The sequence below is a fragment of the Streptomyces lincolnensis genome, assembly GCF_001685355.1.
Classification (GTDB): domain Bacteria; phylum Actinomycetota; class Actinomycetes; order Streptomycetales; family Streptomycetaceae; genus Streptomyces; species Streptomyces lincolnensis.
Genome location: NZ_CP016438.1, coordinates 6,636,334 through 6,661,616 on the forward strand (window position 1 = coordinate 6,636,334; position 25,283 = coordinate 6,661,616).

The 25,283-nt window shown below is 70.6% G+C and carries 23 protein-coding genes and 2 tRNA genes; 19 read left to right on the forward strand and 6 right to left on the reverse strand.

Translation table 11 applies throughout. The annotated features are described in order from the left end of the window. Nucleotides 1–8: 8 nt before the first annotated feature. On the forward strand, nucleotides 9–1,421 hold the full coding sequence (locus tag SLINC_RS29645; protein WP_067445834.1) for a dipeptidase: 1,413 nt from the start codon (nucleotides 9–11) through the stop codon (nucleotides 1,419–1,421). A 152-nt stretch (nucleotides 1,422–1,573) separates the two neighbouring features. Then, nucleotides 1,574–2,518 (forward strand): NAD(+) diphosphatase, encoded by a 945-nt coding sequence (gene nudC / locus SLINC_RS29650; protein ID WP_067439203.1) that lies wholly within the window; start codon nucleotides 1,574–1,576, stop codon nucleotides 2,516–2,518. An 83-nt stretch (nucleotides 2,519–2,601) separates the two neighbouring features. On the opposite strand, the gene SLINC_RS29655 is transcribed toward nudC, so the two are convergent. Further along, nucleotides 2,602–2,844, reverse strand: coding sequence for a mycoredoxin (locus tag SLINC_RS29655; RefSeq protein ID WP_067439206.1), 243 nt, complete (start codon nucleotides 2,842–2,844; stop codon nucleotides 2,602–2,604). Nucleotides 2,845–3,024: 180 nt separating this feature from the next. Here SLINC_RS29655 and SLINC_RS29660 point away from each other — a divergent pair, with 180 nt between their 5' ends. The 5 genes from SLINC_RS29660 to SLINC_RS48140 all read left to right on the forward strand — a co-directional run bounded on the left by SLINC_RS29660 (nucleotide 3,025) and on the right by SLINC_RS48140 (nucleotide 6,917). After that, a complete protein-coding gene (locus SLINC_RS29660) occupies nucleotides 3,025–5,223 on the forward strand; it encodes an ATP-dependent DNA helicase UvrD2 (RefSeq protein ID WP_182449218.1) in 2,199 nt (732 codons plus the stop codon). A gap of 166 nt (nucleotides 5,224–5,389) precedes the next feature. Beyond that, nucleotides 5,390–5,710, forward strand: coding sequence for a hypothetical protein (locus tag SLINC_RS46350; RefSeq protein WP_079164793.1), 321 nt, complete (start codon nucleotides 5,390–5,392; stop codon nucleotides 5,708–5,710). A gap of 176 nt (nucleotides 5,711–5,886) precedes the next feature. Next, a complete protein-coding gene (locus SLINC_RS29665) occupies nucleotides 5,887–6,255 on the forward strand; it encodes a WhiB family transcriptional regulator (protein WP_067439212.1) in 369 nt (122 codons plus the stop codon). Further along, complete coding sequence (locus SLINC_RS29670) at nucleotides 6,252–6,575, forward strand: hypothetical protein (RefSeq protein WP_067439215.1); 324 nt, start codon at nucleotides 6,252–6,254, stop codon at nucleotides 6,573–6,575. Before SLINC_RS29665 ends, SLINC_RS29670 begins: the two co-directional genes overlap by 4 nt. A gap of 135 nt (nucleotides 6,576–6,710) precedes the next feature. Then, a complete protein-coding gene (locus tag SLINC_RS48140; protein ID WP_152038989.1) occupies nucleotides 6,711–6,917 on the forward strand; it encodes a hypothetical protein in 207 nt (68 codons plus the stop codon). Nucleotides 6,918–6,933: 16 nt separating this feature from the next. Here the strand turns inward: SLINC_RS48140 and SLINC_RS29675 are convergent, their stop codons facing one another. Together SLINC_RS29675 and SLINC_RS29680 are read right to left on the reverse strand one after the other, a co-directional pair. Beyond that, complete coding sequence (locus SLINC_RS29675) at nucleotides 6,934–8,304, reverse strand: ABC1 kinase family protein (protein WP_067439217.1); 1,371 nt, start codon at nucleotides 8,302–8,304, stop codon at nucleotides 6,934–6,936. After that, nucleotides 8,297–9,541: a TOMM precursor leader peptide-binding protein gene (locus SLINC_RS29680; RefSeq protein WP_067445836.1), complete on the reverse strand. Its 1,245-nt coding sequence runs from the start codon at nucleotides 9,539–9,541 to the stop codon at nucleotides 8,297–8,299. The genes SLINC_RS29675 and SLINC_RS29680 overlap by 8 nt, the downstream gene beginning before the upstream one ends. A 273-nt stretch (nucleotides 9,542–9,814) precedes the next feature. On the opposite strand from SLINC_RS29680, the gene SLINC_RS29685 reads away from it, so the two are divergent. From SLINC_RS29685 to SLINC_RS29700, 4 genes are all read left to right on the forward strand, one after another. Further along, complete coding sequence (locus SLINC_RS29685) at nucleotides 9,815–10,411, forward strand: M48 metallopeptidase family protein (protein ID WP_079164794.1); 597 nt, start codon at nucleotides 9,815–9,817, stop codon at nucleotides 10,409–10,411. A gap of 139 nt (nucleotides 10,412–10,550) precedes the next feature. After that, on the forward strand, nucleotides 10,551–12,143 hold the full coding sequence (locus SLINC_RS29690) for a TerD family protein (protein ID WP_067439223.1): 1,593 nt from the start codon (nucleotides 10,551–10,553) through the stop codon (nucleotides 12,141–12,143). Between the two features lie 4 nt (nucleotides 12,144–12,147). Next, nucleotides 12,148–12,825 carry an AIM24 family protein gene (locus SLINC_RS29695; RefSeq protein WP_067439226.1) on the forward strand — a complete coding sequence of 226 codons (678 nt, stop codon included), beginning with the start codon at nucleotides 12,148–12,150 and terminating at the stop codon, nucleotides 12,823–12,825. Between the two features lie 19 nt (nucleotides 12,826–12,844). After that, nucleotides 12,845–13,582, forward strand: coding sequence for an AIM24 family protein (locus tag SLINC_RS29700; RefSeq protein WP_067439229.1), 738 nt, complete (start codon nucleotides 12,845–12,847; stop codon nucleotides 13,580–13,582). A 124-nt stretch (nucleotides 13,583–13,706) separates the two neighbouring features. Here SLINC_RS29700 and SLINC_RS29705 read toward each other — a convergent pair whose 3' ends face one another. Together SLINC_RS29705 and SLINC_RS29710 are read right to left on the reverse strand one after the other, a co-directional pair. After that, entirely contained in the window at nucleotides 13,707–14,222 is a 516-nt protein-coding gene (locus tag SLINC_RS29705; RefSeq protein ID WP_067439232.1) for an NUDIX hydrolase, read from the reverse strand. Continuing rightward, on the reverse strand, nucleotides 14,219–15,670 hold the full coding sequence (locus SLINC_RS29710) for a zinc-dependent metalloprotease (RefSeq protein ID WP_067439235.1): 1,452 nt from the start codon (nucleotides 15,668–15,670) through the stop codon (nucleotides 14,219–14,221). Before SLINC_RS29710 ends, SLINC_RS29705 begins: the two co-directional genes overlap by 4 nt. 193 nt (nucleotides 15,671–15,863) lie before the next feature. On the opposite strand from SLINC_RS29710, the gene SLINC_RS29715 reads away from it, so the two are divergent. The 4 genes from SLINC_RS29715 (at nucleotide 15,864) to SLINC_RS29730 (ending at nucleotide 19,019) form a co-directional block, all read left to right on the forward strand. Continuing rightward, nucleotides 15,864–16,976: an SDR family oxidoreductase gene (locus SLINC_RS29715; protein WP_079164795.1), complete on the forward strand. Its 1,113-nt coding sequence runs from the start codon at nucleotides 15,864–15,866 to the stop codon at nucleotides 16,974–16,976. 137 nt (nucleotides 16,977–17,113) lie between these two features. After that, complete coding sequence (locus SLINC_RS29720) at nucleotides 17,114–17,575, forward strand: molybdenum cofactor biosynthesis protein MoaE (protein WP_067439243.1); 462 nt, start codon at nucleotides 17,114–17,116, stop codon at nucleotides 17,573–17,575. Between the two features lie 104 nt (nucleotides 17,576–17,679). Next, complete coding sequence (locus tag SLINC_RS29725) at nucleotides 17,680–17,871, forward strand: hypothetical protein (protein WP_159425370.1); 192 nt, start codon at nucleotides 17,680–17,682, stop codon at nucleotides 17,869–17,871. Between the two features lie 53 nt (nucleotides 17,872–17,924). Next, complete coding sequence (locus SLINC_RS29730; RefSeq protein ID WP_067439248.1) at nucleotides 17,925–19,019, forward strand: YlbL family protein; 1,095 nt, start codon at nucleotides 17,925–17,927, stop codon at nucleotides 19,017–19,019. A gap of 9 nt (nucleotides 19,020–19,028) precedes the next feature. Here SLINC_RS29730 and SLINC_RS29735 read toward each other — a convergent pair whose 3' ends face one another. Continuing rightward, nucleotides 19,029–19,568, reverse strand: coding sequence for a PPA1309 family protein (locus tag SLINC_RS29735; protein ID WP_067439251.1), 540 nt, complete (start codon nucleotides 19,566–19,568; stop codon nucleotides 19,029–19,031). Nucleotides 19,569–19,732: 164 nt separating this feature from the next. Between SLINC_RS29735 and SLINC_RS29740 the strand changes: the two genes are divergently transcribed. From SLINC_RS29740 to SLINC_RS29755, 4 genes are all read left to right on the forward strand, one after another. Beyond that, complete coding sequence (locus tag SLINC_RS29740) at nucleotides 19,733–22,654, forward strand: UPF0182 family membrane protein (protein ID WP_067439254.1); 2,922 nt, start codon at nucleotides 19,733–19,735, stop codon at nucleotides 22,652–22,654. A gap of 92 nt (nucleotides 22,655–22,746) precedes the next feature. Continuing rightward, nucleotides 22,747–22,820, forward strand: a tRNA-Met gene (locus SLINC_RS29745). A gap of 230 nt (nucleotides 22,821–23,050) precedes the next feature. Then, a complete protein-coding gene (locus SLINC_RS29750; RefSeq protein WP_079164797.1) occupies nucleotides 23,051–24,871 on the forward strand; it encodes a tetratricopeptide repeat protein in 1,821 nt (606 codons plus the stop codon). A 319-nt stretch (nucleotides 24,872–25,190) separates the two neighbouring features. Beyond that, nucleotides 25,191–25,264 (forward strand) — tRNA-Met (locus tag SLINC_RS29755). Nucleotides 25,265–25,283: the final 19 nt, after the last annotated feature.

Genomic DNA, 25,283 nt, shown 5'->3' on the forward strand with positions numbered 1-25,283 from the left:
TCGTGACCATGAGCCAGCCCGTTGACAGTGCCGTCAGCGCCGTCCGTTCGTACGTCGAGCAGCACCGTGCCGCCTTCCTCGACGACCTCGTCGAATGGCTGCGCATCCCGTCCGTGTCGGCCCAGCCCGACCACGCGCCCGACGTACGCCGCAGCGCCGACTGGCTCGCCGCCAAACTCCGGGAGACCGGCTTCCCCACCGCCGAGGTCTGGGAGACGCCGGGCGCCCCGGCCGTCTTCGCCGACTGGCCCTGCGACGACCCCGAGGCACCCACCGTCCTGGTCTACGGCCACCACGACGTACAGCCCGCCGCCCGCGAGGACGGCTGGGACAGCGAGCCCTTCGAGCCCGTCGTCCGCGACAACCGCCTCTACGCGCGCGGGGCGGCCGACGACAAGGGCCAGGTGTTCTTCCACACACTCGGCGTCCGCGCCCACCTCGCCACCACCGGCCGCACCGCCCCGGCCGTGCACCTGAAGCTGCTGATCGAGGGCGAGGAGGAGTCCGGATCCCCGCACTTCCGTGCCCTCGTCGAGGAGCGCGCGAACCGGCTCGCCGCCGACGCGGTCATCGTCTCCGACACCGGCATGTGGGCCGAGGACACCCCGACGGTGTGCACCGGCATGCGCGGCCTCGCCGAGTGCGAGATCCGGCTGCACGGCCCCGACCAGGACCTCCACTCCGGCTCCTTCGGCGGCGCCGTCCCCAACCCGGCCACGGCCGTCGCCCGCCTGGTCGCCGCCCTGCACGACGAGCACGCGCGCGTGACGGTCCCCGGCTTCTACGACGGCGTCGTCGAACTCACCGACCAGGAGCGCGCACTCTTCGCCGAGCTGCCCTTCGACGAGGAGCAGTGGCTGCGTACCGCCAAGTCGTACGCCACCCACGGCGAGGCCGGGCACACCACCCTGGAGCGGGTGTGGGCCCGGCCGACGGCCGAGGTCAACGGCATCGGCGGCGGCTACCAAGGTCCCGGCAGCAAGACGATCATCCCGTCCTCCGCGATGGTGAAGCTCTCCTTCCGGCTGGTCGCGGGACAGGATCCCGACGACATCGAGAAGATCGTCCGCGCCTGGGTCGAGGAGCAGGTGCCCGCCGGGATCCGCTGCGAGATCACGTTCCTCGCCGCCACGCGCCCGTGCCTGACGCCCCTCGACCACCCGGCGCTGCAATCCGTCGTCCGCGCCATGGGCCGCGCCTTCGACAGGCCCGTGCGCTTCACCCGTGAGGGCGGCTCGGGGCCGGCCGCCGACCTCCAGGAGGTCCTCGGCGCTCCCGTGCTGTTCCTCGGCATCTCGATCCCCTCGGACGGCTGGCACGCACCGAACGAGAAGGTCGAGCTCGACCTGCTCCTCAGAGGCGTCGAGACCACCGCGTACCTGTGGGGCGACCTCGCCGAGCACTGGCGCCATGCGCCCTGATCGTCCCGCGGCGTCCGGATCGGCATGGCGGGCGGGGCACACTGGAAGAACTGTTCCGTACCACCACACTCCGCCGGACTCGCGCCTGCCGCCGTACGTCCTGCTGAACCGCCCGTGAAACACCCTTTCCCCCGGGGGAGTTGGAAGCACCCGTGACCACCTGGACCGACCACACCGCCGATCGCCCCATCTCGCTCACCGCCCCGAGCGGCATCGACCGGGCCGCCCACCACCGGCTCGACGAGGCCTGGCTCGCGGCGGCGTGGAGCCACCCCACCACCCGCTGCTTCGTGGTCTCCGGCGGCCAGGTCCTCATCGACGAGACGGCGGACGGCCGTACCGAACTCGTCATGACCGCGGCCTTCGAGGCCCCCCTGACCGAGGCGCACCGCTACTTCCTCGGCATCGACGAGGACGGCGTGCGCTACTTCGCCGTTCAGAAGGACGCGCTGCCCGGCCGTATCGACCAGTCCGCGCGCCCGGCGGGTCTGCGGGAGGCCGGTCTGCTGCTGTCGCCGCGCGAGATCGGCCTGATGGTGCACGCGGTCGGTCTGGAGAACTGGCAGCGCACGCACCGCTTCTGCTCACGCTGCGGCGAGCGCACGGTCATCGCGGCGGCCGGTCACATCCGCCGCTGCCAGGCCTGCGGCGCCGAGCACTACCCGCGCACCGACCCCGCCGTGATCATGGCCGTCACCGACGAGGACGACCGCATACTGCTGGGCCGCCAGGTCCACTGGCCCGAGGGCCGCTTCTCGACACTGGCCGGCTTCGTCGAGCCCGGCGAGTCCATCGAGCAGACGGTGCGCCGCGAGGTCTTCGAGGAGGCCGGCGTCACCATCGGCCAGGTCGAGTACATCGCCAGCCAGCCCTGGCCGTTCCCCTCCAGCCTGATGCTCGGCTTCATGGCCCGCGCCACCTCGACCGACATCGACGTCGACGGCGACGAGATCCACGAGGCCCGCTGGTTCTCCCGCGACGAACTGCGCGCCGCCTTCGACTCCGGCGAGGTCCTCCCGCCCTACGGCATCTCCATCGCGGCCCGCCTCATCGAACTCTGGTACGGCAAGCCCCTGCCGACGAGAAGCTTCGTCTGAGCCTCGCCCGCCCTTGCAGGAACCACGAAGGGCGGCCCCTGAAGCGCCTCAGGGACCGCCCTTCCAAACCCGCCGCGGTGCGGCTACGCGCCGATCTTCTGCTTCACCTGCGCCAGCGAGGGGTTCGTGAGCGTCGAGCCGTCCGGGAACAGCACGGTCGGGACCGTCTGGTTGCCGCCGTTCGCCTTCTCGACGAATGCGGCGGACTCCGGATCCTGCTCGATGTTGATCTCCTTGTACGCGATGCCCTCGCGGTCCATCTGGCCCTTCAGCCGACGGCAGTAGCCGCACCACGTGGTGCTGTACATCGTCACAGTGCCCGGCATGTCTCTTGTGCTCCTTCGGCGGCTCGGGATGGGTCGTAGTGAGGCAACGTACGTGAAAGGGCCACCATTCCCGTCCCGGCCGCCGGACTCGACGTGACGCCTGCCGCATTAGTACGACTGCGGGTACCCGCCTGTGGACAACCGGCTCAGCCGTCTCCGGCGACCTGGCAGCATGGCCGTGTGACAGCAGCAACGCACTCCACGCTCTTCCCGCAGACACCGGGCTCGCCCGACGCGGTGCTCGAAGGGCTCGACCCCGAGCAGCGCGAGGTCGCCACCGCCCTGCACGGCCCGGTGTGCGTGCTGGCGGGCGCCGGGACGGGCAAGACCCGAGCGATCACCCACCGCATCGCCTACGGCGTCCGGGCCGGGATCCTCCAGCCCTCCACCGTGCTGGCCGTCACCTTCACCAACCGCGCGGCCGGTGAGATGCGCGGCCGGCTGCGTCAGCTCGGGGCGGCCGGCGTCCAGGCCCGCACCTTCCACTCGGCGGCCCTGCGGCAGCTCCAGTACTTCTGGCCGAAGGCGGTCGGCGGATCCATGCCCCGGCTGGTCGACCGCAAGGTCCAGCTCGTCGCCGACGCGGCCGCCGCCTGCCGTATCCGCCTCGACCGCGGCGAGCTGCGGGACGTCACCGGTGAGATCGAGTGGTCCAAGGTCACCCAGACCGTCCCCGCCGACTATCCGCTCGCGGCCGCCAAGGCCGGCCGAGACGTCCCCCGGGCCGCGGCCGAGATCGCCCAGCTCTACGCCGCCTACGAGGACCTCAAGCGCGACCGGGCGGTCATCGACTTCGAGGACGTCCTGCTGCTGACGGTCGCGATCCTCCAGGACCGGCACGACATCGCCGAGCAGGTCCGCTCGCAGTACCAGCACTTCGTGGTCGACGAGTACCAGGACGTCAGCCCCCTCCAGCAGCGCCTGCTGGAACTGTGGCTCGGCGAGCGGGACAACCTCTGCGTGGTCGGTGACGCCAGCCAGACGATCTATTCGTTCACGGGAGCAACTCCCGACCATCTGCTCGATTTCCGTACCCGGCACCCCGGTGCCACCGTCGTCAAGCTGGTCCGCGACTACCGCTCCACACCCCAGGTCGTCCATCTCGCCAACGGTCTGCTCGCCCAGGCCCGCGGCCGCGCCGCCGACCACCGGCTGGAGCTGGTGTCCCAGCGCAAGCCGGGCCCCGAGCCCGGATACACCGAGTACACCGACGAGCCCGCCGAGGCCGAGGGCGCCGCCCGCCGCATCCGCGAACTCATCGACTCCGGGGTCCGGGCCAGCGAGATCGCCATCCTGTTCCGCACCAACTCCCAGTCCGAGACCTATGAACAGGCCCTCGCCGACCTCGGTGTCCCGTACCAGCTGCGCGGCGCCGAGCGGTTCTTCGACCGCCCCGAGGTCCGCAAGGCGGGCGTCGCCCTGCGCGGCGCGGCCCGTTTCGGCGGCAACGACTCCCTCCTGGACGACGTCGTCGACCTGCCCTCGCAGGTGCGTGCCGTGCTGTCGGGCGAGGGCTGGACCACAGAGCCCCCGGCCGGATCCGGGGCCGTCAGGGAGCGCTGGGAGTCGCTGGCCGCGCTGGTGAACCTCGCGCAGGACTTCGCCGCCGCCAGACCCGGCGCCACCCTGAGCGATCTCGTGGCCGAGCTCGACGAGCGGGCGGGTGCCCAGCACGCCCCGACGGTGGAGGGCGTCACCCTCGCCTCCCTGCACTCCGCCAAGGGGCTGGAGTGGGACGTCGTCTTCCTGGTCGGTGTCGCCGAGGGCATGATGCCGATCACCTACGCAAAGACGGACGAGCAGATCGAGGAGGAACGCCGCCTCCTCTATGTCGGTGTCACCCGGGCCCGGGAACACCTCTATGTCTCCTGGGCGCTCTCCCGCTCGCCCGGCGGCCGCCCCAACCGCCGCCCCAGCCGCTTCCTCGACGGCCTGCGCCCCGGCTCCGCCGCCGTCGCGGGCCGTGCCGTCGCGGTCGGGTCCGGCGGGGTGGAGCGGGGCTTCACCTCCGGCGGGCCGGGCACCGTCCGGCGCCGGACCCAGCGCAGCCCGGCCCGCTGCCGGGTGTGCGGACGCACGCTCACCGACGCCGGCGAGATGAAACTGATGCGCTGCGAGGACTGCCCGTCCGACATGGACGAGGGCCTCTACGAGCGGCTGCGCGACTGGCGCGCCGTCCAGGCGCAGCGCAGCGGACAGCCGGCCTTCTGCGTCTTCACCGACAAGACACTGATCGCGATCGCCGAGGCCGCTCCCGACGAGGAGGGGGAGCTGGCCCGCATCCCGGGCGTCGGTATGCGCAAGCTCAACCGCTACGGAGCCGACGTCCTCGCCATCTGCGCAGGTCGGGAGCCCGGGGGAGAAGAAGATGCGAACTGATCCGAACTCGTCGGAAAAATAGTTTGCGCATGCCCCAGCAATCCCCATAGGTTCTTAGCCACGGGGACGGAGGCCTTCTCGGAGGCCCCGATTCCGTGTTCTACTTGCATATCCGTCGGACTGGCTCACCCCCAGTCCCCCGAGACGCCGAGAGGAGGCGATTCCAGTGATCAGCATCAACTTCAGCTCCAGCAGCACCGCCAAAGTGACCGATCGCTCGGTCGTCTCCGCGTGCATGCTCGGCGTTTCGAACCTGGGCACCGGTCTGTCCGGCATTCCTGCCATGCGTCCGGCGTCCTCCCTGTCTCTGGCGGACCTTCCCGTCCGCGAGCGGAATGAGCGACCGACCAAGGCGCTGGAAGCAGTAGTGGCACAGGCGCACGCCTATGCCTTTACGGCGGCCGGTGCCGGAAACCGGAAGCAGACGACGCAGCACCACCAGATGTGGGCCTTCCGTGGGCCAGAACCCTGGAGTGATCCAGCCTGATCGACGATCAGGTCGGCGCCTTCAGGGCCGCGGAACCCCATCCGGGATCCGCGGCCCTTCTGTTTGCCCCGAACGGGGACGACGGAGCGAAGGGGCCTCGGGACAAGAAAAGAACCCGGTACCAAGCCGACACCCGGTCCAACAGGACCGGACCGACCAGACGAGGAAGACCAACCGTGCAACTCGAAGCGCACGCCCCGTCCGTACCGCCTTCCGACACGATCCCCAAGCCCGGCCTCACGGAGGACTCCACCTTGACTCCGCTCACTGCGCTCACCGCGCTCGACGACGCCATCGAGAACCTCGGCGTGCCCGTCCCCTGCCGTTCCTACGACCCGGAGGTCTTCTTCGCCGAGTCGCCGGCGGACGTCGAGTACGCCAAGGCCCTGTGCCGCACCTGCCCGCTGATGGAGGCCTGCCTCGCCGGCGCCAAGGAGCGGCGTGAGCCCTGGGGCGTCTGGGGTGGCGAGCTGTTCGTGCAGGGTGTCGTCGTTGCCCGGAAGCGGCCGCGTGGCCGCCCGCGCAAGAACCCGGTCACAGCATGAACACCGCAGGAACGATCGACCGCCCCCTCACGCACGACCCCAAGAAGCAGGCCCCGATGAAGCCGTCCACCAACGAACGCGCAGGCGCGACGCCTGAAGACTTCACCACAAGTGGCGCCATGGACTCGCGCCAGAACAGGACCCGAGAGATGCAACTCATCCCAGAAGCCCTGGCACGTGCGCATATGCACGAGCTACTGCACGAGGCCGAGCGGGACCGTCAGGCCCGCCGCCTGATGACCGCCCGCCGGATGCAGCGCAAGGCGGAGCGCGCCTCGCTGCGCGCCCGCCGGGCGCTCGCCATGGCCGTCATGCAGTAATCCGACACACCCTGAAGCGGTGGTCTCCCGAACAGGGAGACGAAGCTCTCCCCATGGGGGCCGGTCCGTCCGAACGGACCGGCCCCCGCGGTGCGTTGTGCCCCGATCCGCAGGCCGCGGCGTTATCGTCGCCGGGTGACGAGTCTTTCCGGAGGCAGTGACGACGGCTCCGCCGTGGAGCCCGCGTCCCTCGTGTGCGCTCGCTGCGGCACCCCGGCCGAGGGGCCGCAGCCGACCTGGACCTGTTCCGTGGAGAACGGTGTCCGTCAGTACTTCTGCGACACCTGCTCCCGGGAGAACCTCAGGGCGATCGAGGGGCGGCTGGACTCGGCCTGGTGGTGAGCCGCCCGCCCCGAGGTCACGCCTGAGCCGCCGACTCCTCCTCGTCCAGGGGCTCCTCCGGCACGAACCCCGGCAGCCACTCCTCCAGTTCCTCACGCAGCCGCACCGTCGCCCCCAGCTGACACAGCACACCGATGGTGCTCAACGTCACCCGGTGGATGAGGAGATACGCCGGAGGCAGATTGAGCTGCTTGCCCAACTGGTAGGCAGGGGAGCGAGGATCGCCGATCCGCGCCGCCTGGCTGCGCATCCAGCCGCGGGTGAAGGTGAACTCCTCGACCTCGGCCGGCTCGATGATCGGCAGCAGATAGTCCAGCACGGCGTCGGGGTCCAGTTCTATGGACTCCTTGACGAAGCCCTCGGCGCGCAGCAGCTCATAGACGGCCTCCGCCTCGCCGTCCAGCGTCATCCGCAGGGAGCCGCCGATCGGAGTCGGCAGACCGCCCGGAAGACGGTCGACCGTGCCGAAGTCCAGGACGCCCAGGCGCCAGTCGCCCTCGCCGTCCGGGCCGCCGGGCAGCAGCCGGAAGTTGCCCGGATGCGGATCGGCGTGCAGCAACCCGGTGCGGGCGGGACCGGAGAAGAGGAAACGGGCCAGGAGCTGACCGGCCCGGTCGCGCTGCTCCTGCGTGCCGTCGGCGATCACCTCCGACAGCGGGACACCCTCCATCCACTCCGTGACCAGCACCTGCTCGCACTGGTGGACCACATCGGGCACCGCCACGTCCGGGTCGTCCGCGAACTCCTCGGCATGGGCACGCTGGGCCTGCGCCTCCAGGCCGTAGTCCAGCTCCTCGGAGACCCGGTCCCTGAGTTCGGTGATCAGCGGTTTGATGTCGACACCGGGGATCAGAGGACCGAGCAGACGAGCGAAACGACTCAACTGGTTCAGGTCGGACAGCAGTGCCTCGCCTGCGCCCGGGTACTGCACCTTGACCGCGACCTCACGGCCGTCGTGCCACACCGCGCGGTGCACCTGGCCGATCGAGGCGGCCGCGGACGGCTTGTCCTCGAACGTGAGGAACAGCTCGGACCAGTCCGCCCCGAGCCGCTCCGCCAGCACCGAGTGCACGGTGCGCGTCGGCATCGGAGGGGCCGCCTCCTGGAGCTTCGTCAGCGCCGCCCGGTAGGGCCCGGCGATCTCCTCCGGCAGCGCGGACTCGAAGACCGACAGGGCCTGGCCGAACTTCATCGCGCCGCCCTTGAGCTCCCCTAGCACCTTGAACAGCTGCTCGGCGGTGCGCTGTTGCAGCTCACGGCCGACCAGTTCCGCGGACTCGCCGACGATCCGCTTGCCCAGTCCCCAGGTCGCCCGTCCGGCGAAACCGAGCGGGAGCGCGGCGAGCTTGGCGGTGCGGGTTACCGCCTTCCGGGGAAGATCAGACATGCGCCCTCCAGGTACCTGCCGGCCGCGTCGCGTCGGAGCTACGGCGTACCTCCGTCGACGGTCGTTGCTCCGCCATTGTCTCGTGCCACTCCTCGGCGTTGGAGGTGCGTTCCCCCTTACCTTTCTCCGCTGCCCCGCACGGACATGCAGGATGACCCCACACCGGCCGAGCATGCCAGGTCAGAGCGGGTAGCGAGACTTCCCAGCGGGCACCCGCACTGGACGGAAGCCGGCCGTCCAGGAAGGCGAGGGCGTGCGCGGCGGCCAGTCCCGCCACGGTCGTGGCCAGTGTGAGGTCGCAGGGCCGCTCCCGGCGGGGCCGGCCGGAGCGCCACTGGGTGACCAGGCGGGGCCAGGCCTGGTCCCGGTCGACCCGCGCCTCCTGAAGACAGCCGGCGCAGGCCGTCTCCCCGGGCAGGACGAGCGGCCCCACCACTCCGGTCGCCTCCACGACCCCGGCGTACAGATGGGGGATGCCGGACGTGATCAGGGGCTCGGCGGCGCTCGGGACGGGCGCGTGCACGTCGATGTCGTCCCGCGGGGCGAGGACGACCAGAGACAGGCCGGCGTCCTCGCTGTCGAACGGCGTGCGTGGGGTGCGGCGTGGCGGGCGGTCCGGTGCGGCACGGCGGACGGCCCGCCGGGCGGCCTCGTCCCTGCGGTCGCCGACGGACTCGGCGGGCAGCCCGCCCGGGGCGACGTCACCGCGCTCCACACGCCCCACGTCCCGCACGTCGACCTCGCCGATCCCCGCGCCCGACAGCAGCGAGGCCAGGACCGCGCCCACCCGTCCCGCGCCGCGGACCTGGACCCGCAGGGACCGCCGGGCGGCAAGCAGCGCGATCGCCTCACCCGGTTCGGACGCGGTCAGGGACAGCGAGGCCAGATCGGGACGCAGCCGGTCGAGGACCTCCTTCTTTCCGCGCAGCGTGTCGGCGGCCGGCCCACCGCCCTTGGCGTCGTCGACCAGCCCGGCCCCCGCCAGCCGCTCCACCAGGGCGTCGACATGGCCGTCGGGCAGGTCCATGCGCCGGCCCTCCTCACGCAGGAGCTCCAGCCCGCGCGTGCCGTTGAGCAGGTCGAGAAAGCTCGCCGTCGCCGGGTCCAGCGGACCCAGCGTCATCGCGTGCGCCGGTGTCATCCCGAACTGCACGGTGTTGCGATCACGCCAGCCGCGCCTCAGCGCGGGCTTCACGATCGGAACCCTCGGATGCGCAACCGCCGCAGACGACACCATGTGCTCCATGACAAGGCCCCCGTAGCCCTCGTAGAACGTCCCCGTGTGCCGGTGGGAACCGGTCGTGGGCCCGCCGGAGTCGGTCGGACCCCGGCGCGGTGCCACCGGCTGGAGCCAGCATGTCCAAGTCCGGCGACGGGTGCCGGAAGTTGTCCACAGGCGGTGGGTGTTAGTCGTACAAGTCAGTCGTACGCATCAAACGCTTGTGGGGGATCGGAACCCAACCGCCCCGGACTCGGGACTTCCTCCGTGTGCAGCGGGTAACGTCGGGGCGTGCCCGCCGACCCACTGCACCGCGCCGGAACGCCACAGCGCAGTACGACGAGCCAGCCGCCGAGCGGCTCGGGGGCGAGCGCGATCGAGGTGCGCAGGAGCGCCCGGCGACGCCGGACGGTCTCCGCGTACCGCGAGGGCGATCGCACCGTCGTGCTCATCCCTGCTCGGATGTCCGAGGCGGAGGAACAACGCTGGGTGAGCGTCATGCTCGACAAACTGGCTGCCCAGGAGAGCAAGCGGGTCCTCGGTGACGCCGAACTGGCCGAGCGCGCCGAGCGTCTGTCCGCCCAGTACTTCGACGGGCGGGCCCGCCCCTCGTCCGTGCGCTGGGTCACCAACCAGAACACGCGCTGGGGCTCGTGCACCCCCGCCGAGGGCAGCATCCGGTTGTCCCACCGCCTCCAGGGCATGCCCGAGTACGTCGTGGACTACGTCCTGCTGCACGAGCTCGCGCATCTGCTCGTACCCGGTCACGGACCCCGCTTCTGGCGGCTGCTGGAGGCGTATCCGCGGACCGAGCGGGCGAAGGGATATCTCGAAGGGGTGGTCGCCGCCGAGCGGTTGCCGCACCTGCCGGGCGCCCGCGGCGAGTGACCATTCGCCCGGACTGTTCGACACGCCGGTCGCGGAGCGGGATTTTGTACCGGATCTGTACCGACTTCGGCCGGTGTCCGAGTTTGCCGTTAGCCTGTCGCGACGCACTTGCATTCGGGATGGGGGACGGTCGTTACGCATGGCCAGGGAATTCCAACGCGGCCACAAGGCCAAGATCAGTGACCTCACCGCGGGGACGGATCTGTACGTAGGTGTACAGATCTCCGGTCCCGGGCTGACCTTCGACATCAGCTGCTTCGGTCTCGACGCCGACGAACGGCTTTCGGACGACCGGTACTTCATCTTCTTCAATCAGCCGAAGTCACCCGAGGACGCCATTCAGCTCCTGGGCGCCCAGTCCGGTGACACCGAGTCCTTCCGGGTCACGCTCGATCAGATTCCGCGGCAGATCCAGAAGCTGTCGTTCACGGCGACCATCGACGGCGCCGGTCAGATGTCACAGGTCGCCCCCGGGTACATCCGCATCGTCGCCGGCGGCGAAGAAGTGGCCCGGTACGCGTTCAACGGCTCGGAGTTCACCACCGAACGGGCCGTGATGCTGGGCGACTTCTATCTGAAGGACGTCTGGCGGTTCGCCGCGGTCGGGCAGGGCTTCGACGGCGGCCTGGACGCGCTGCTGAGGAACTTCGGCGGCGAGGTCGCCGAGGAGGAGCCCGCGTCCGCCGCCCCGGAGCCGGCCCAGTCGCCGACGTTCGCGCCGCCGCCGCAGCAGGCCGCGCCGCCGGCACCCGGCTTCGGCGCCCCCGCGCCTGCCCCCGCCCCGGCTCCGTCGGTCCACAACGCCCCCACGATCGTCGGCAACACTCCGCCCGCCGGCGTCGGCACCCCGCCGGGCGTGCCCCCGCAGGCACCCCCGGCACCGGCCAGCCCCCAGATGTTCACTCCGCCCGGAGCGCCCCCCGGCCAGTTCGCGCCCCCGGGGGCGCCCGCCGGACAGTTCTCGCCTCCGGGCGCCCCCGCCGGACAGTTCACGCCCCCGGGTGCCCCCGCGGCCTTCCCCGGTCAGGCGCAGCCCTTCGGCGGCGGGACGCAGCTGGCTCCGGTGCCGCCCGAGGCGAACGTGCGTGTCGTCCTGACGAAGTACGCGGAAGCCCCCGTCGGCGACCGCTGGACCGAGCAGAACCCGTATCTCGTACGGGCCACGCTCACCAAGGACACGCCCATCCTCGCCAAGCAGGGCAGCATGGTCGCCTACCAGGGCGACATCGACTTCGCCCACAAGGGCTCCGGACTGCTCGGCAAGCTCACCGGCGCGCTGACCGGCCAGGGCATGGCCCTGATGCGCTGCACCGGCAACGGCGAGGTGTTCCTCGCCGACGAGGCCAGCCGGGTCTTCGTCATCCGGCTCCAGGGCGAGCAGCTCTACACCAGCGCGCGCGGTGTGCTCGCCTTCGACGAGTCCCTGGACACCGAGATCCGCCGTATCGAGGGCGCGGGGCTGGAGGGCGGGGGCCTGTTCAGCATGCTCTTCTCCGGCACCGGAGCGGTCGCCGTGAAGACCCGCGGCGTGCCGGTCGTCATCCCCGTGGGCCCGGCCACCTATGTCGACGGCAACGCGGTCATCGCCTGGTCCGCGGGCGCCCAGGCGGTCACCACGACCTCGCTCAGGCTGCGTCGCTCCGGGTACGCCCGGCAGACGGCCGAGGCCGTGAACCTCCAGTTCCGCGGCGCCCCCGGCAACTTCGTCGTCGTACAGCCCTTCGAGGTGTGAGGCCATGGACACCCAGACTCTGAACGCGCACCGGGCCGCTTCGACCGGTCTCCGCATGAGCGTGCACAGCTCCAAGACGCTCAAGGTCACCATGGTCAGCGGGCAGGACCTGATCGCCAAGGCCGGCTCGATGATCGCCTACGAGGGCTATGTGCAGTTCGACGGGGCACCCGCGAGCCTGCGCCGCTCGGCGGAGGAGATGGTCACCGGCGAGGGCGGCAGGCTGATGCTCTGCCGCGGCGACGGCGAGCTCTATCTCGCCGACTACGGCGGTGACGTCATCGTCCTCCACCTCAACGGCGAGGCGCTCTCCGTCAACGGCGCCACGCTGCTGGCCTGCGACGCCTCGCTGGAACTCGCCATCGAACCGGTCAAGGGGCTCGCCAAGCTGTCCGGCTCGGGCCTGACCAACCTCGTCGTCAAGGGCACCGGCTGGGTCGCGCTGGTCAGCCGGGGCGTTCCGATGGCCCTGGACTGCGCCGAACGGGAGACGTACGTCGACCCGGACGCGCTCATCGCCTGGACGACCGGCCTCGACATGAAGGCCCGGCGCACCATCAAGGCGAGCGCGCTGATCGGCCGGGGCAGCGGTGAGGCCTTCCAGATCGGCTTCAAGGGCCAGGGCTTCGTGGTCGTCCAGCCGAGCGAGGACACCGGCGACCGATTCAAGATCCGGGGCTGAGAGGGGCACCAGGCACATCATGCACAGCACACTCTTCGCACACGTCCCGGTGGAGTCCACCGGCCGCTACACCCTCCAGAACCCGCAGCTCCTCAAGACCGACGTCACCCGGGGCAGCAGTCCCGTGCTCGCCCGCCAGGGCGCGATGGTGGCCTTCGAGGGGCAGGTGGAGTTCGACAGCCAGTACCGCAACCGCAGTTGGCGCAACGCCGAGCGGATGACCGGCGAGCGCCTGGAACTCATGCGCTGCAAGGGCAACGGCATCGTCTACCTGGCCAATTTCGCCCAGTATCTGCACGTCATGGAGGTCGGCCGGGGCATCACCGTCGACAGCTCCGCCGTGCTCGCCTTCGATGGCTCCCTCGGGGTCGGCATCGTCGCTGTGGACAGCGCCGTCGAGGTGGCCTCCGCGGGCGCCTACAACCTGGAGCTGTCCGGTTCCGGGCAGGTCGTGCTGATGACCTCGGGCGAGCCGCTGGTGCTGGAGGTGAACCCGGACAAGAACGTCTGCGTCGACTCCGACGCCGTCATCGCCTGGTCCACGTCCCTGCGCACCCAGCTCCAGGCGCCCACCTCCACCTCCTCGGTGTGGCGCCGCCGCGGCACCACCGGCGAGGGCTGGGAGATGCACTTCTCCGGCACGGGCCACGTCCTGGTCCAGCCGAGCGAGCTGCTGCCCCCGCAGGGCATGCGCAACGGCGGGATGCTCGGCCAGTTCGGCATGCGCGGGAACTCCCTCGGAGGCAGCAACACCTGACCCCTGCGGACAGCGCCTGTAAGGGGCGGCCACCCATGGTGGTCGCCCCTTACCCATGGGCCCACAGCCGCCGCTCGCGCTCACAACCGCCGTCACCCGCGCTGACAGCCACCGCCACCCGCGCTCACAGTCTCGCGCGGGTCGCTTCCAGCAGTCGTACGACCGACTCGTCGGCGACGCCGGCGACCTTGTCGTAGGCGAACCAGCGCAGGTCGAGGGACTCGTCGCTGATCGCTTCGACGGCGCCCGCGGGAGCCGTCGCCGCGTACTGGACGTCGAGATGCCAGGCACAGGGGGTGTGATGGCGGTCCAGGCGGACCGGGCCGCCGGGCAGCAGGTCCAGTCCCGCGATGCCCGACTCCTCGGTCCCCTCACGCAGCGCGGCATCGGCCAACGTCGTGTCGCCGGGCTCGCAGTGGCCACCCATCTGGAGCCACATGCGCAACTTCTTGTGGAGGGTCAGCAGGACCCGCTCGCGCGACGGGTCGATCACCAGGGCGCTCGCCGTGATGTGCCCGTCCGCGCAGGACTTCCACATGCCGTCCGGGTGAGCGTGAAGATGGTCGAGGTAGGCCTGGCGAAGATCCGCCTGGTCCTCGTAGGCCTTGAGGACCAGGGCGGCGTCGTCGTGAAGGCTCACTCGGTGTCGTCGTCCTTCTTCTCGGGATCGGGCTTGGGGTCGGGCTTCTTGAGGTCGGGCTTGTCCGCCGCCTCGCCCAGCATCTTGTCGAGCTCGGAGAAGTCCAGCTGCTCGCGGTGCACGAAGCCGTCCGGGTCGTCCAGGTCGGAGGCCGTCGGCAGCATGTCCGGGTGGGCCCACAGGGCGTCCCGGCCGTCGACACCGCGCGCGTCCGTCAGGGAGGCCCACAGACGGGAGGCGTCCCGCAGCCGACGGGGGCGCAGCTCCAGGCCGATCAGCGTGGCGAACGTCTGCTCGGCCGGGCCGCCCGAGGCACGACGGCGGCGCAGGGTCTCGCGCAGCGCGTCCGCGGACGACAGACGGGGCTTGGCGGCCGCGTGGACCACCGCGTCCACCCAGCCCTCGACGAGCGCGAGGGCGGTCTCCAGACGGGCCAGGGCGGCCTTCTGCTCGGGCGTGTCCTCCGGCTGGAACATGCCCTGCTGGAGGGCGTCCTGCAACTGCTCCGGGTTCTGCGGGTCGAACTGGCCGACCACGTCCTCCAGCTTCGCGGTGTCGACCTTGATGCCGCGCGCGTAGCCGTCGACCGCGCCGAACAGGTGCGAGCGCAGCCACGGCACGTGTGCGAAAAGACGCTGGTGGGCGGCCTCGCGCAGGGCGAGATACAGCCGCACCTCGTCCTTCCCCACGCCGAGGTCCTTGCCGAACGCCTCGATGTTCACCGGCAGCAGCGCGGCCTTGCCGGCCGGGCCGAGCGGCAGGCCGATGTCGGTCGAGCCGACGACCTCACCCGCGAGCACACCGACGGCCTGCCCGATCTGGGTGCCGAACATGGCGCCGCCCATCGAGCGCATCATGCCGATCAGCGGGCCCGCCATGGCCTGCATCTCCTCCGGCAGGACGTCACCCATGGCCGCGCCGACGCGCTCGGCGACCGGGTCGACGAGCTCCTTCCACGCGGGCAGGGTCGCCTCGACCCACTCCGCGCGGGACCACGCCACCGCGGAGCCGGCCCCGGAGGGCAGCGACGTGGCGTCGTCCAGCCACAGGTCGGCCAGGCGGACGGCCTCCTGGACGGCGGTGCGCTCGGCGGGGCCGACGCTCGCGTCCTTGGTGCCGTCGGCGGTGCCCTGGGACACCGTCTGGCGGGCGATCTGCTTGGCCATGTCCCAGTTCACCGGGCCGCCCTCGTAGGAGAGCATCTGGCCCAGCTGCTGGAACGCGGCGCCCAGATCGGTGGGGTTCAGGGAACCGAACATGGCAGCGAGCGGATTGTCACCACCTGGGCCGCCCGGGCCACCGAAGCCACCGGCTCCGGGCAGGCCGCCGAAACCGAACGGGTTGGCCGGGCCCTGACCACCACCGCTCTGCTGGTCCTTCTTCTTGCCCTCGTCGCCGTCTTCCGGCTCCTCCGGCGGAAGGCCGAATCCGAATGGGGTGTCACTCACGGGATCCCTCGGCTGGTAAGGCCGCCGGTTTCTCTCCGACGGCGCGACTGCCCGATAACACCACCCAGCGTAGACACCATGGGCGGTTCGGGCCTCGGTGCTTCGCCGACTGTCGGCCTGCGGCAGGATGGATGCCACCTGGTACGTACGCGTCACTCGCGTTCGTACTGAAGACAACCGCTGGAGACGCCCGGTGAGTTCCCCAGATCCACAGGTTCGCGCAGCGCGAAACCACTCAACCCCGTCCAGTATGCGCGGGCCCGTCGTCGCGGTCACCGGTGCCGCGTCCGGTGTCGGCGCGCTGCTCACCGAGCGGCTGGCCGCTTCGGAGGAGATCAAGCAGGTCATCGCCCTGGACGAGCGGCGGGGCGAGTGCGCGGCGGCGACCTGGCACATCCTGGACGTACGGGATCCGGCCATCGCGGAGAAACTGCGCGGGGCGGACGTGGTGGTCCATCTGGCCCTCGACCTCGACCTGGAGACCGACGCGGCCGCCCGGACGGCGTACAACGTGCGCGGCACGCAGACCGTGCTGACCGCGGCCGCCGCGGCCGGGGTCCACCGCGCCGTGCTGTGCACCTCGTCGATGGTCTACGGCGCCCTGCCCGACAACGAGCTGCCGCTGTCCGAGGACGCCGAGCTCAGGGCCACGGCGGAGGCGACCGGCGTCGGCGACCTGCTGGAGATCGAGCGGCTGGCGCGGCGGGCCCCGCGCGCGCATCCCGGGCTCAATGTCACCGTGGTCCGTCCCGCCGTCCTGGTAGGAGGCACGGACACCGCGCTGACCAGGTATTTCGAGTCGCCCCGGCTGCTCGTCGTGGCCGGTTCGCGGCCGGCCTGGCAGTTCTGCCACGTCGAGGATCTGTGCAGCGCCCTGGAGTACGCGGTTCTGGAGAAGGTCGAGGGAGAGCTCGCCGTCGGGTGCGACGGCTGGCTGGAGCAGGAGGAGGTCGAGGAGCTCAGCGGGATCCGCCGGATGGAGCTGCCGTCCGCCGTCGCCCTGGGGGCCGCGGCCCGGCTGCACCGGATCGGGCTCACGCCGTCCCCGGCCGGGGACCTCGCCTACACGATGTACCCCTGGGTGGTCAGCGGGAGCAGGCTCCACGACGCCGGATGGCGGCCGCAGTGGACCAACGAGGAGGTCCTCGCGGAGCTTCTCGACGAGGTCTCCGGGCGGCACACGGTGGCCGGACGGCGGCTGGGACGCAAGGACGCGACGGCCGCGGGCGCCGCGGGCGCGACGGTCGCGCTGCTGGGCGCGGCGGCCGTGGTGCGGCGGGCGCGCAAGGCCCGGCGACGGATCTGACGGCCGGAGGTTCTGACGGTCGGAGGCTTCGGCCGGAGATTCGGCGTGTCGCCTGTAGGAGGCTCCGAACGGGCACGCGCGTGTGCCGGACGATCAGGCTGTTCCCCCTGATCCGACGGGTGCGGCACGATGGGGGCATGGCAGCCACACATGACCACCCCGGCGAGCAGGCCGCGCAGGACCCCATCAAGCTCCTCGCCATCCGGGAGACGGCCCTCTCCCTGGACGAGGTCTTCCGGGCCGTCGGGGACGACGCCGCCGGGGGCACCGCGCTCTTCGTGGGGACCGTGCGGAACCACGACGGGGGCGCCGACGTCGCCGAGCTCGGCTACTCGTGCCATCCCAGCGCCGAGGCCGAGATGCGGCGGATCGCCGAGAAGGTCGTCGCCGAGTTCCCGGTGCGGGCCTTGGCGGCCGTGCACCGGGTGGGTGACCTGAAGGTCGGCGATCTCGCCGTAGTGGTGGCCGTCTCCTGCCCCCATCGGGGCGAGGCCTTCGAGGCGTGCCGCAAGCTGATCGACGACCTCAAGCACGAGGTGCCGATCTGGAAGCATCAGAAGTTCTCCGACGGCACCGAGGAGTGGGTGGGGGCCTGCTGACGCCGGAGGCCCCACCCCCCCCGTACGGCCTCCGGTTGCGTAACCGCACCCCCGGCATGAGCGTTGTCAGTGCGGATGATTAATCTGCTGATCAGTCAGTTGTGATGGCTCAGGTGGGGTTGGAGGTCGGCATGGGGGCGCTCGTCTGGTTGCTGATTCCGCTGTTGGCCGCGATCGGCGCCGGCGTCTGGGGCAGTTGGGCCACCCGGACCAGAAGGGTGCGCGGCGACGGCCCGGAGCTCGACGGATATGCCCGGTTCCGAGCCGCCATGGAGAAGCCGCACTCGCGCACCTGACCCGGACGGCGCCCTCACGATGCGCTGACAGGAGCGTCCCGTACTGTCGTGCCATGCCACGCCGCACCGCGACGATGCTCGCCTCCACCCTGATGCTGATCGCGCTCCTGTGTGCGGGAGTCTTCATCAATGTGCCGTATTCGGAGATGTCTCCGGGTCCGACGGTGAACACCCTCGGGGACCACGACGGCGAGCCGGTGCTCCAGATCTCCGGGCGGAAGACGTACGCGACGAGCGGCCACCTGAACATGACCACCGTGCGGGTCACCAGCGCCGACTACAGGATGAACCTCGTCGAGGCCGTCTACGGATGGCTCGCCCACGACAACAAGGTCGTGCCGCACGACACGCTCTACCCCGACGGCAAGACCGAGGAGCAGTCCACCCAGGAGAACGCCGAGGAGTTCAGCCAGTCCCAGGAGAGCGCCAAGGTCGCCGCCCTGAAGGAGCTGGACGTCCCCGTGAAGTCCTGGGTGATCGCCTCGACCGTCGTCAAGGGCTCCCCGGCGGAGGGCAGGCTGCACGCCGGTGATGTGATCAAGGCCGTCGACGGTACGACGGTGAAGCAGCCCTCCGACGTGGCCGAGCTGGTGACCAAGCACAAGCCCGGCCAGGACGTCGTCTTCACGATCGTGCCCGCCAAGGAGCAGGCCGCCGCGGAGAAGGAGAACCGGACGGCGACCAGGACGCAGAAGGTCACCATCACCACCAAGGCCTCCGACGACGAGGGCGAGAAGCGCGCCATCGTCGGGATCTCCGCGGGGACGGACCACACCTTCCCGTTCACCATCGACATCAAGCTCGCCGACGTCGGCGGCCCGAGCGCGGGCCTGATGTTCGCGCTCGGCATCTACGACAAGCTCACCCCGGGCAGCCTGACCGGCGGCACGTTCGTGGCCGGTACGGGGACGATCGACGACGCCGGCAAGGTCGGCCCGATCGGCGGCATCGAGATGAAGACGGTCGGCGCGCGCGCCAAGGGCGCCCGCTACTTCCTCACTCCCGCCGACAACTGCGCGGCCGCCGCCAGTGACACCCCCGCGGGCCTCACCCTCGTCAAGGTGAACACCATCGACGACGCCCTGACCGCGCTGAAGGACATCCGCGGCGGCGACACCGCCGACCTGCCCGAGTGCACGACGAAGTAGCCCGCGGGGCTACTCCTCGAACGTCGCCGCCAGTGCCTCCGCGAGGCCGGGCACCAGGTCGCCGCCCGTGAGGACCTCCGTCGGGGAGTCCTTCTCGCGCAGCCGCAGTGCCGAGTCGCGTGTGCCGTTGCGCAGGACCGCGACCGTCATCCGGACCTCCTGACGGTCCGGATGCTCGGCCACCCACTGGGTGAGTTTGTGCTCGCTCAGCCCTTCCGGGACGGACGCCTCGGCGGACGGCGGCAGCATCAGACGCTCCACCGTGAGCGCGCAGCCGACCACCGCGTCGGGCCAGGCGATCGTGCCCAGGAACTCGTCGAGCGGTTTGCCCGTTGGAATTTCGTCCTGCTCGATCGGGGTGAGGCCGGTGGTCTGCTCCTCATCAAGGCCGAGCTGGGCGGCGAGGGCGGGTTCCTGGGTCTTCAGCCGGGTGGTGTCTACGAGGGCGAAGAGGCGGGCGGGCTGGTCCCAGCCGAGGCCGGAGGCGTACTCGTCGATCTCGAGGACCGCCCGGGTCAGCGGGCTCGCCGCCATGGGAGTGTTGGACATGGTCACAATCCTGCCTCGTTCCCGGCCGGAATCGGGAACCGAGTAAAGCGTGAGTAAGTTGCATAGGTGGGGGCCTACGATCACGAGGCCCATGCCACGGCCCGTGAACACGCGGGTCTGACGGATCAACAGCGAACTTCGAGGTGCGCACCTTGGCTTTCCAGATGCCGGACCGCGGCGGAGGCCCGACGGGGCCACGGATCAGAGTGGGCCGCCCGTCCCGGCGTGTCCGGACCCTGCTCATGACGCTGGGCGTCCTTGCCGTTCTCGGCATGGCGTTCACCATGTTCGCCGGGTTCTGGACGGACTGGCTCTGGTACCGGTCGGTGAACTACTCGTCCGTGTTCACGACCACGCTGTGGACCAAGATCGGACTGTTCTTCGTCTTCGGCCTGCTCATGGCCTTCGCGGTCGGCTTCAACATCTGGCTGGCACACCGGCTGCGTCCGCCGCTGAGCGCCATGTCGATGGAGCAGCAGAGCCTCGACCGCTACCGGATGGGCATCTCGCCCTACAAGAAGTGGCTGCTGCTCGGGATCACGTCCCTGGTCGGGCTGATCGCGGGCGCCTCCGCCTCCGGCCAGTGGCGGACGTGGCTGATGTGGGTCAACGGCGTGCCCTTCCACCAGAAGGACCCGCAGTTCCACCTCGACGTCTCGTTCTACGCCTTCGACCTGCCCTGGTACCGGTTCCTGCTCGGCTTCGGCTTCGCCGCCGCGATCCTCTCCGTGATCGCCGCCGCGCTCACCCACTACCTGTACGGCGGGCTCCGGGTCACCTCTCCGGGCGCGCGGGCCACGGCCGCCGCGACCGGTCATCTGTCGGTGCTGCTCGGCATCTTCGTCGCCCTGAAGGCGGTCGCCTACTGGCTCGACCGGTACGGACTGGCCGTGAAGTCGAGCGACTTCAAGGCCACCGACAACTGGACGGGCCTGAGGTACGTCGACGCCAACGCCTATCTGCCGGCCAAGACGATCCTGTTCTGCATCGCCGTCATCTGCGCCCTGCTGTTCTTCGCCACGCTGTGGCGGCGCACCTGGCAGCTGCCCGTGATCGGCTTCGGCCTGATGGTGCTGTCGGCCATCCTCATCGGCGGCCTGTACCCGGCGATCGTCCAGAAGTTCCAGGTCCAGCCGAACGAGCAGGCCAAGGAAGCGCCGTACGTCGCGAAGAACCTCAAGGCGACGCGTGAGGCCTACGGCATCGACGACGCCAAGGTCACCGAGTACGCGGGCAAGTCCACCACCACGGACAAGACCAAGCTGCGCGACGACGCCACCGACGCGGCGAGCATCCGCATCATGGACCCGAACATCGTCTCGCCGACCTTCCAGCAGCTCCAGCAGATCCGGAACTACTACGCGTTCCCGACCAACCTGGATGTCGACCGCTACAGCAAGGACGGCAGCGACCAGGACACGGTCATCGGTCTGCGTGAGCTGAACCTCGCCGGCATCCCGAAGAACAACTGGATCAACGACCACTTCCGGTACACCCACGGCTACGGCGTGGTCGCCGCCAAGGGCACCGAGGCCGACTCGCAGGGCCGCCCGGTCTTCACCGAGTCCGACCTGCCCTCCAAGGGCGACCTCGGCACGTACCAGCAGCGGGTCTACTACGGCGAGAAGACCTCCACCTACTCGATCGTCGGCGGTCCCCAGAAGGAGATCGACTACTCCGACGACAACGGTGAGAAGACCTTCAGCTACACCGGCAAGAGCGGGGTCAACCTCTCCAGCCCGATCAACCGCGCGGCGTACGCGGCGGCCTTCAACGAGCCGCAGATCCTCTACTCCGGTGCCATCGGGGAGGGTTCGCGGATCCTGTACAACCGCACTCCCAAGGAGCGCGTGGAGGCGGTCGCCCCGTGGCTGACCATCGACGGTGACGCCTACCCGGCGGTCGTGGGCGGCAAGATCCAGTGGATCGTCGACGCGTACACGACCACCAACGGCTATCCGTACGCCTCCCGTACCACCCTGGGCGACACGACGGCCGACTCGCTGACCGCGACCAACAACTCGCGTGCGGTGGTGGCCCAGCAGAACCAGGTCAACTACATCCGCAACTCGGTGAAGGCGACGGTCGACGCCTACACCGGCGAGGTCAAGCTCTTCCAGTGGGACACCAAGGACCCGGTCCTGAAGACCTGGATGAAGGCGTTCCCGGGCACGGTCGAGCCCAGGGGCGACATCCCGGACGCGCTCATGGCCCATCTGCGGTACCCGCAGGACCTGTTCAAGGTCCAGCGCGAACTGCTCAGCCGCTACCACGTCGAGGACGCCCAGACGTTCCTCAGCGGCAGCGAGGTGTGGCAGGTGCCGGACGACCCGACCAACAAGTCGGGCAACGCGGTGCCGCCGTACTACCTGAGCATGAAGATGCCCGACCAGTCGTCGCAGGTGTTCTCCCTGACGACGACGTTCACGCCCAACGGCCGGGACAACCTCAGCGCGTTCATGACGATCGACGCCGAGGCGGGTACCAGTGACTACGGCAAGATCAGAATCCTGAAACTGCCGACCAACACGACGGTCAACGGGCCCAAACAGGTGCAGAGCCAGTTCAACTCCAAACCGGACATCGCGGAAACCATCAGCCTGCTGAACCGCGGTGACTCGACGGTGGAGTACGGCAACCTGCTGGCGGTGCCCCTGGACGGCGAGCTGCTCTATGTGGAGCCCGTCTACGTCCGCGGTGGCGGCCTCAAGTACCCACTGCTGCGCAAGGTGTTGGTGACCTACGGAGGCAACACCGCCTTCGAGGACACACTCGGCGCCGCCCTCAACAAGGTCTTCGGGGCGGACGGCGCGATCACCGAGCCACCACCACCGGCGGACGACGGCGACACGACCACTCCACCACCGTCGTCCACCAACCCGACGGTCCAACAGGCGTTGAACGACGCTCAGAAGGCCTTCGACGCCGGCCAGGAAGCCCTGAAGAAGAACGACTGGGTGGCGTACGGCGAGGCGCAGAAGGACCTGGAGGACGCGCTGCGGAGGGCCGAGGAGGCGCAGAACCGGGCCGACAAGAGCGGTGGAGGCACCAGTAGTCCGAGTCCCAGCGCCAGCCCGAGCGGCTGACGCAGCGGGCCATCAGCGGCTGATCAAGGCCTGAGCTGCCGCTTCGTGGTCAAGAGCCCATCCCGCGCCGTGGTACGGTTGTCAAACAACGGCGCGGGGTGGAGCAGCTCGGTAGCTCGCTGGGCTCATAACCCAGAGGTCGCAGGTTCAAATCCTGTCCCCGCTACTGAAGTCGACGACATCGGTCGTAGGCCGGCGAAGGCCCGGATCCTGAAAAGGATCCGGGCCTTCGTTGCGTGCGAACGCATGTGCCGGGACCTGGGACGGCCGTGCCGCCGAGGGGAGTTGGGGGGTTCTGTGTTTGACTTGTCTCTCTGTGGGCATGTCGACAAAACGCTGTAGTGACCTCAATGGCTGCGGTATACCAGGTGTACCCAGGTTGCAGGTGGTGCGACGATGGACGTTATGGGGGACAAGGCAACTCTGTTCGAGACAGGGCGTTTTGTGCAGCCTTCCGGGCCGGTGGAGGCCGGGGAGGCGGCTGACGATGCCGCCGAGGAGGTCCGCCAGAGGCTCGCCGCGGAGGCCGGTGACGTCGAGGCGATGAGCGTCCTCGGGGCCATGCTGCTGCGCCGCGGAGATCTCGACGGAGCCGAGTCCCATCTGCGTGCCGCCACCGCGGCCGGTGACCGTGCCGCCGCCAACAACCTCGGAGTCCTTCTTCACCAGCGCGGCTACGGCGACGAGGCCGCCGGATGGTGGCGGATCGCCGCGGTCGCCGGATCCGCCGCGGCCGCGCACGCGCTGGGCCGGTACCACCGCGAGCGGGGCGACGAGCCCGCCGCCGAGTACTGGCTGCGCCAGTCCGCCGAGCAGGGGCACACGCTCGGCGCCTACGCGCTCGCCGACCTGCTGGAGCACCGGAACGACCCGAAGGCCGAGCAGTGGATGCGGGTCGCCGCCGAGCGGGGGCACCGGGAGGCCGCCTACCGGCTGGCGCGGGCCCTCGACCGCAAGGCGGGACACGCGCAGGAGAGCGGTGCCGACGCCGACGCCGCGCTGCTGGAGGAGGCCGAGCAGTGGTACCGGCAGGCCGCCGCGCGCGGACACCGCCGGGGCGCGCTGCACCTCGGCGCCATCCTGGAGAAGCGCGGCGAGCTCAAGGAGGCCGGGCGCTGGTACCTGACCTCCGCCAAGGACGGCGAGGTGCGGGCCGCCTGCGCGCTCGGATTCCTGCTCCGCGACGCGGGCGACACCGAGAACGCCGCGCTGTGGTGGCTCCGGGCCGCGCAGGAGGGCGACGGCAACGCCGCCAACGCGCTGGGCGCGCTGCACGCCGAGCGCGGGGAGCAGCAGACCGCCGAGCGCTGGTACCGGGCCGCGATGGACGCCGGCGACGACAATGGCGCGTACAACCTCGGGCTGCTCTGCGCCGAGCAAGGGCGTACCGCGCAGGCCGAGCAGTGGTACCGGCGCGCCGCCTACGCCGGGCATCGCGAGGCGGCCAACGCGCTGGCGATCCTGCTGCTCCAGGTCGGGGACGCGGCCGGGGCCGAGCCGTGGTTCTCCAAGGCCGCGGAGGCCGGGAGCGTGGACGCCGCGTTCAACCTCGGGATCCTCTTCGCCGGGCGGGACTCCCGGGAGGACGCCGCCGAGGCGCTGCGGTGGTACGAGCGGGCGGCGGCCGCCGGGCACACGGAGGCTGCCCTCCAGGTCGGGATCGCGCGGCTGCGGGACGGGGACGAGCTCGCCGCCGAGCGGCATCTGCGGTGCGCCGCGGGCGGGGGGAGCACCGAGGCCGCGTACCGGCTGGCGACCGTGCTGGACGCGCGGCGCCCGCCGGCGCCCTCGCACGAGCTGGGGGAGCCGGCGCACGAGAAGACCGAGTGCGAGGAGTGGTACGAGCGGGCGGCGTCCCAGGGGCATCGGCGGGCGCAGGTGCGGGTCGGGATGCTGGCCGCCGCGCGGGGCGACGTGGTCGAGGCGGCGCGGTGGTACCGGGAGGCGGCGGAGGCCGGGTCCCGGAACGGGGCCTTCAATCTCGGACTGCTGCTGGCGCGCGAGGGAAGTGAGCCGGAGGCCGCCGTGTGGTGGACCCGGGCCGCCGACGCGGGGCACGGGCGGGCGGCGTTGCGGTTGGCCCTCGTCTACGCGCGTCGTGGTGAGCTGGCGGAGGGGCAGCGGTGGGCCGATCGCGCGGTGACGCTCGGGCCGGGGGAGGTGGCCGAGCGGGCCGCCCGGCTGCGGGACGCGTTGCGGCAGGAGCTGTCGGCGTGACGCCGCGGTGACGGTCCCCTGGGGTACCTGGAGTACCTGGGGTAGGGGTGGGTTGTCGGTTGCTCGGTGACTGTGGTTGCCGTCTCGGTGTTTCCGCCCCCGCCGCCCCTGCCCGTCCCATCCCCAGGGGCTGCCGCCCCTTCGGCCCCGCCGTTCCAAGGGGCTCCGCCCCCTGGACCCCCGTATCGGCCCTTAAGGGGCCTCGTCCTCAAACGCCGGACGGGCTGACAGCGGCCTGGCCGGTGCTGACCTGGGGTGATGCTGTCGGGTAATCGATTTGCTTCTGGTGGCTCCCTTCACGTAACGTTGCATTCATCGACGCGGGGTGGAGCAGCTCGGTAGCTCGCTGGGCTCATAACCCAGAGGTCGCAGGTTCAAATCCTGTCCCCGCTACTGAAGGCCGAGGGCCGGA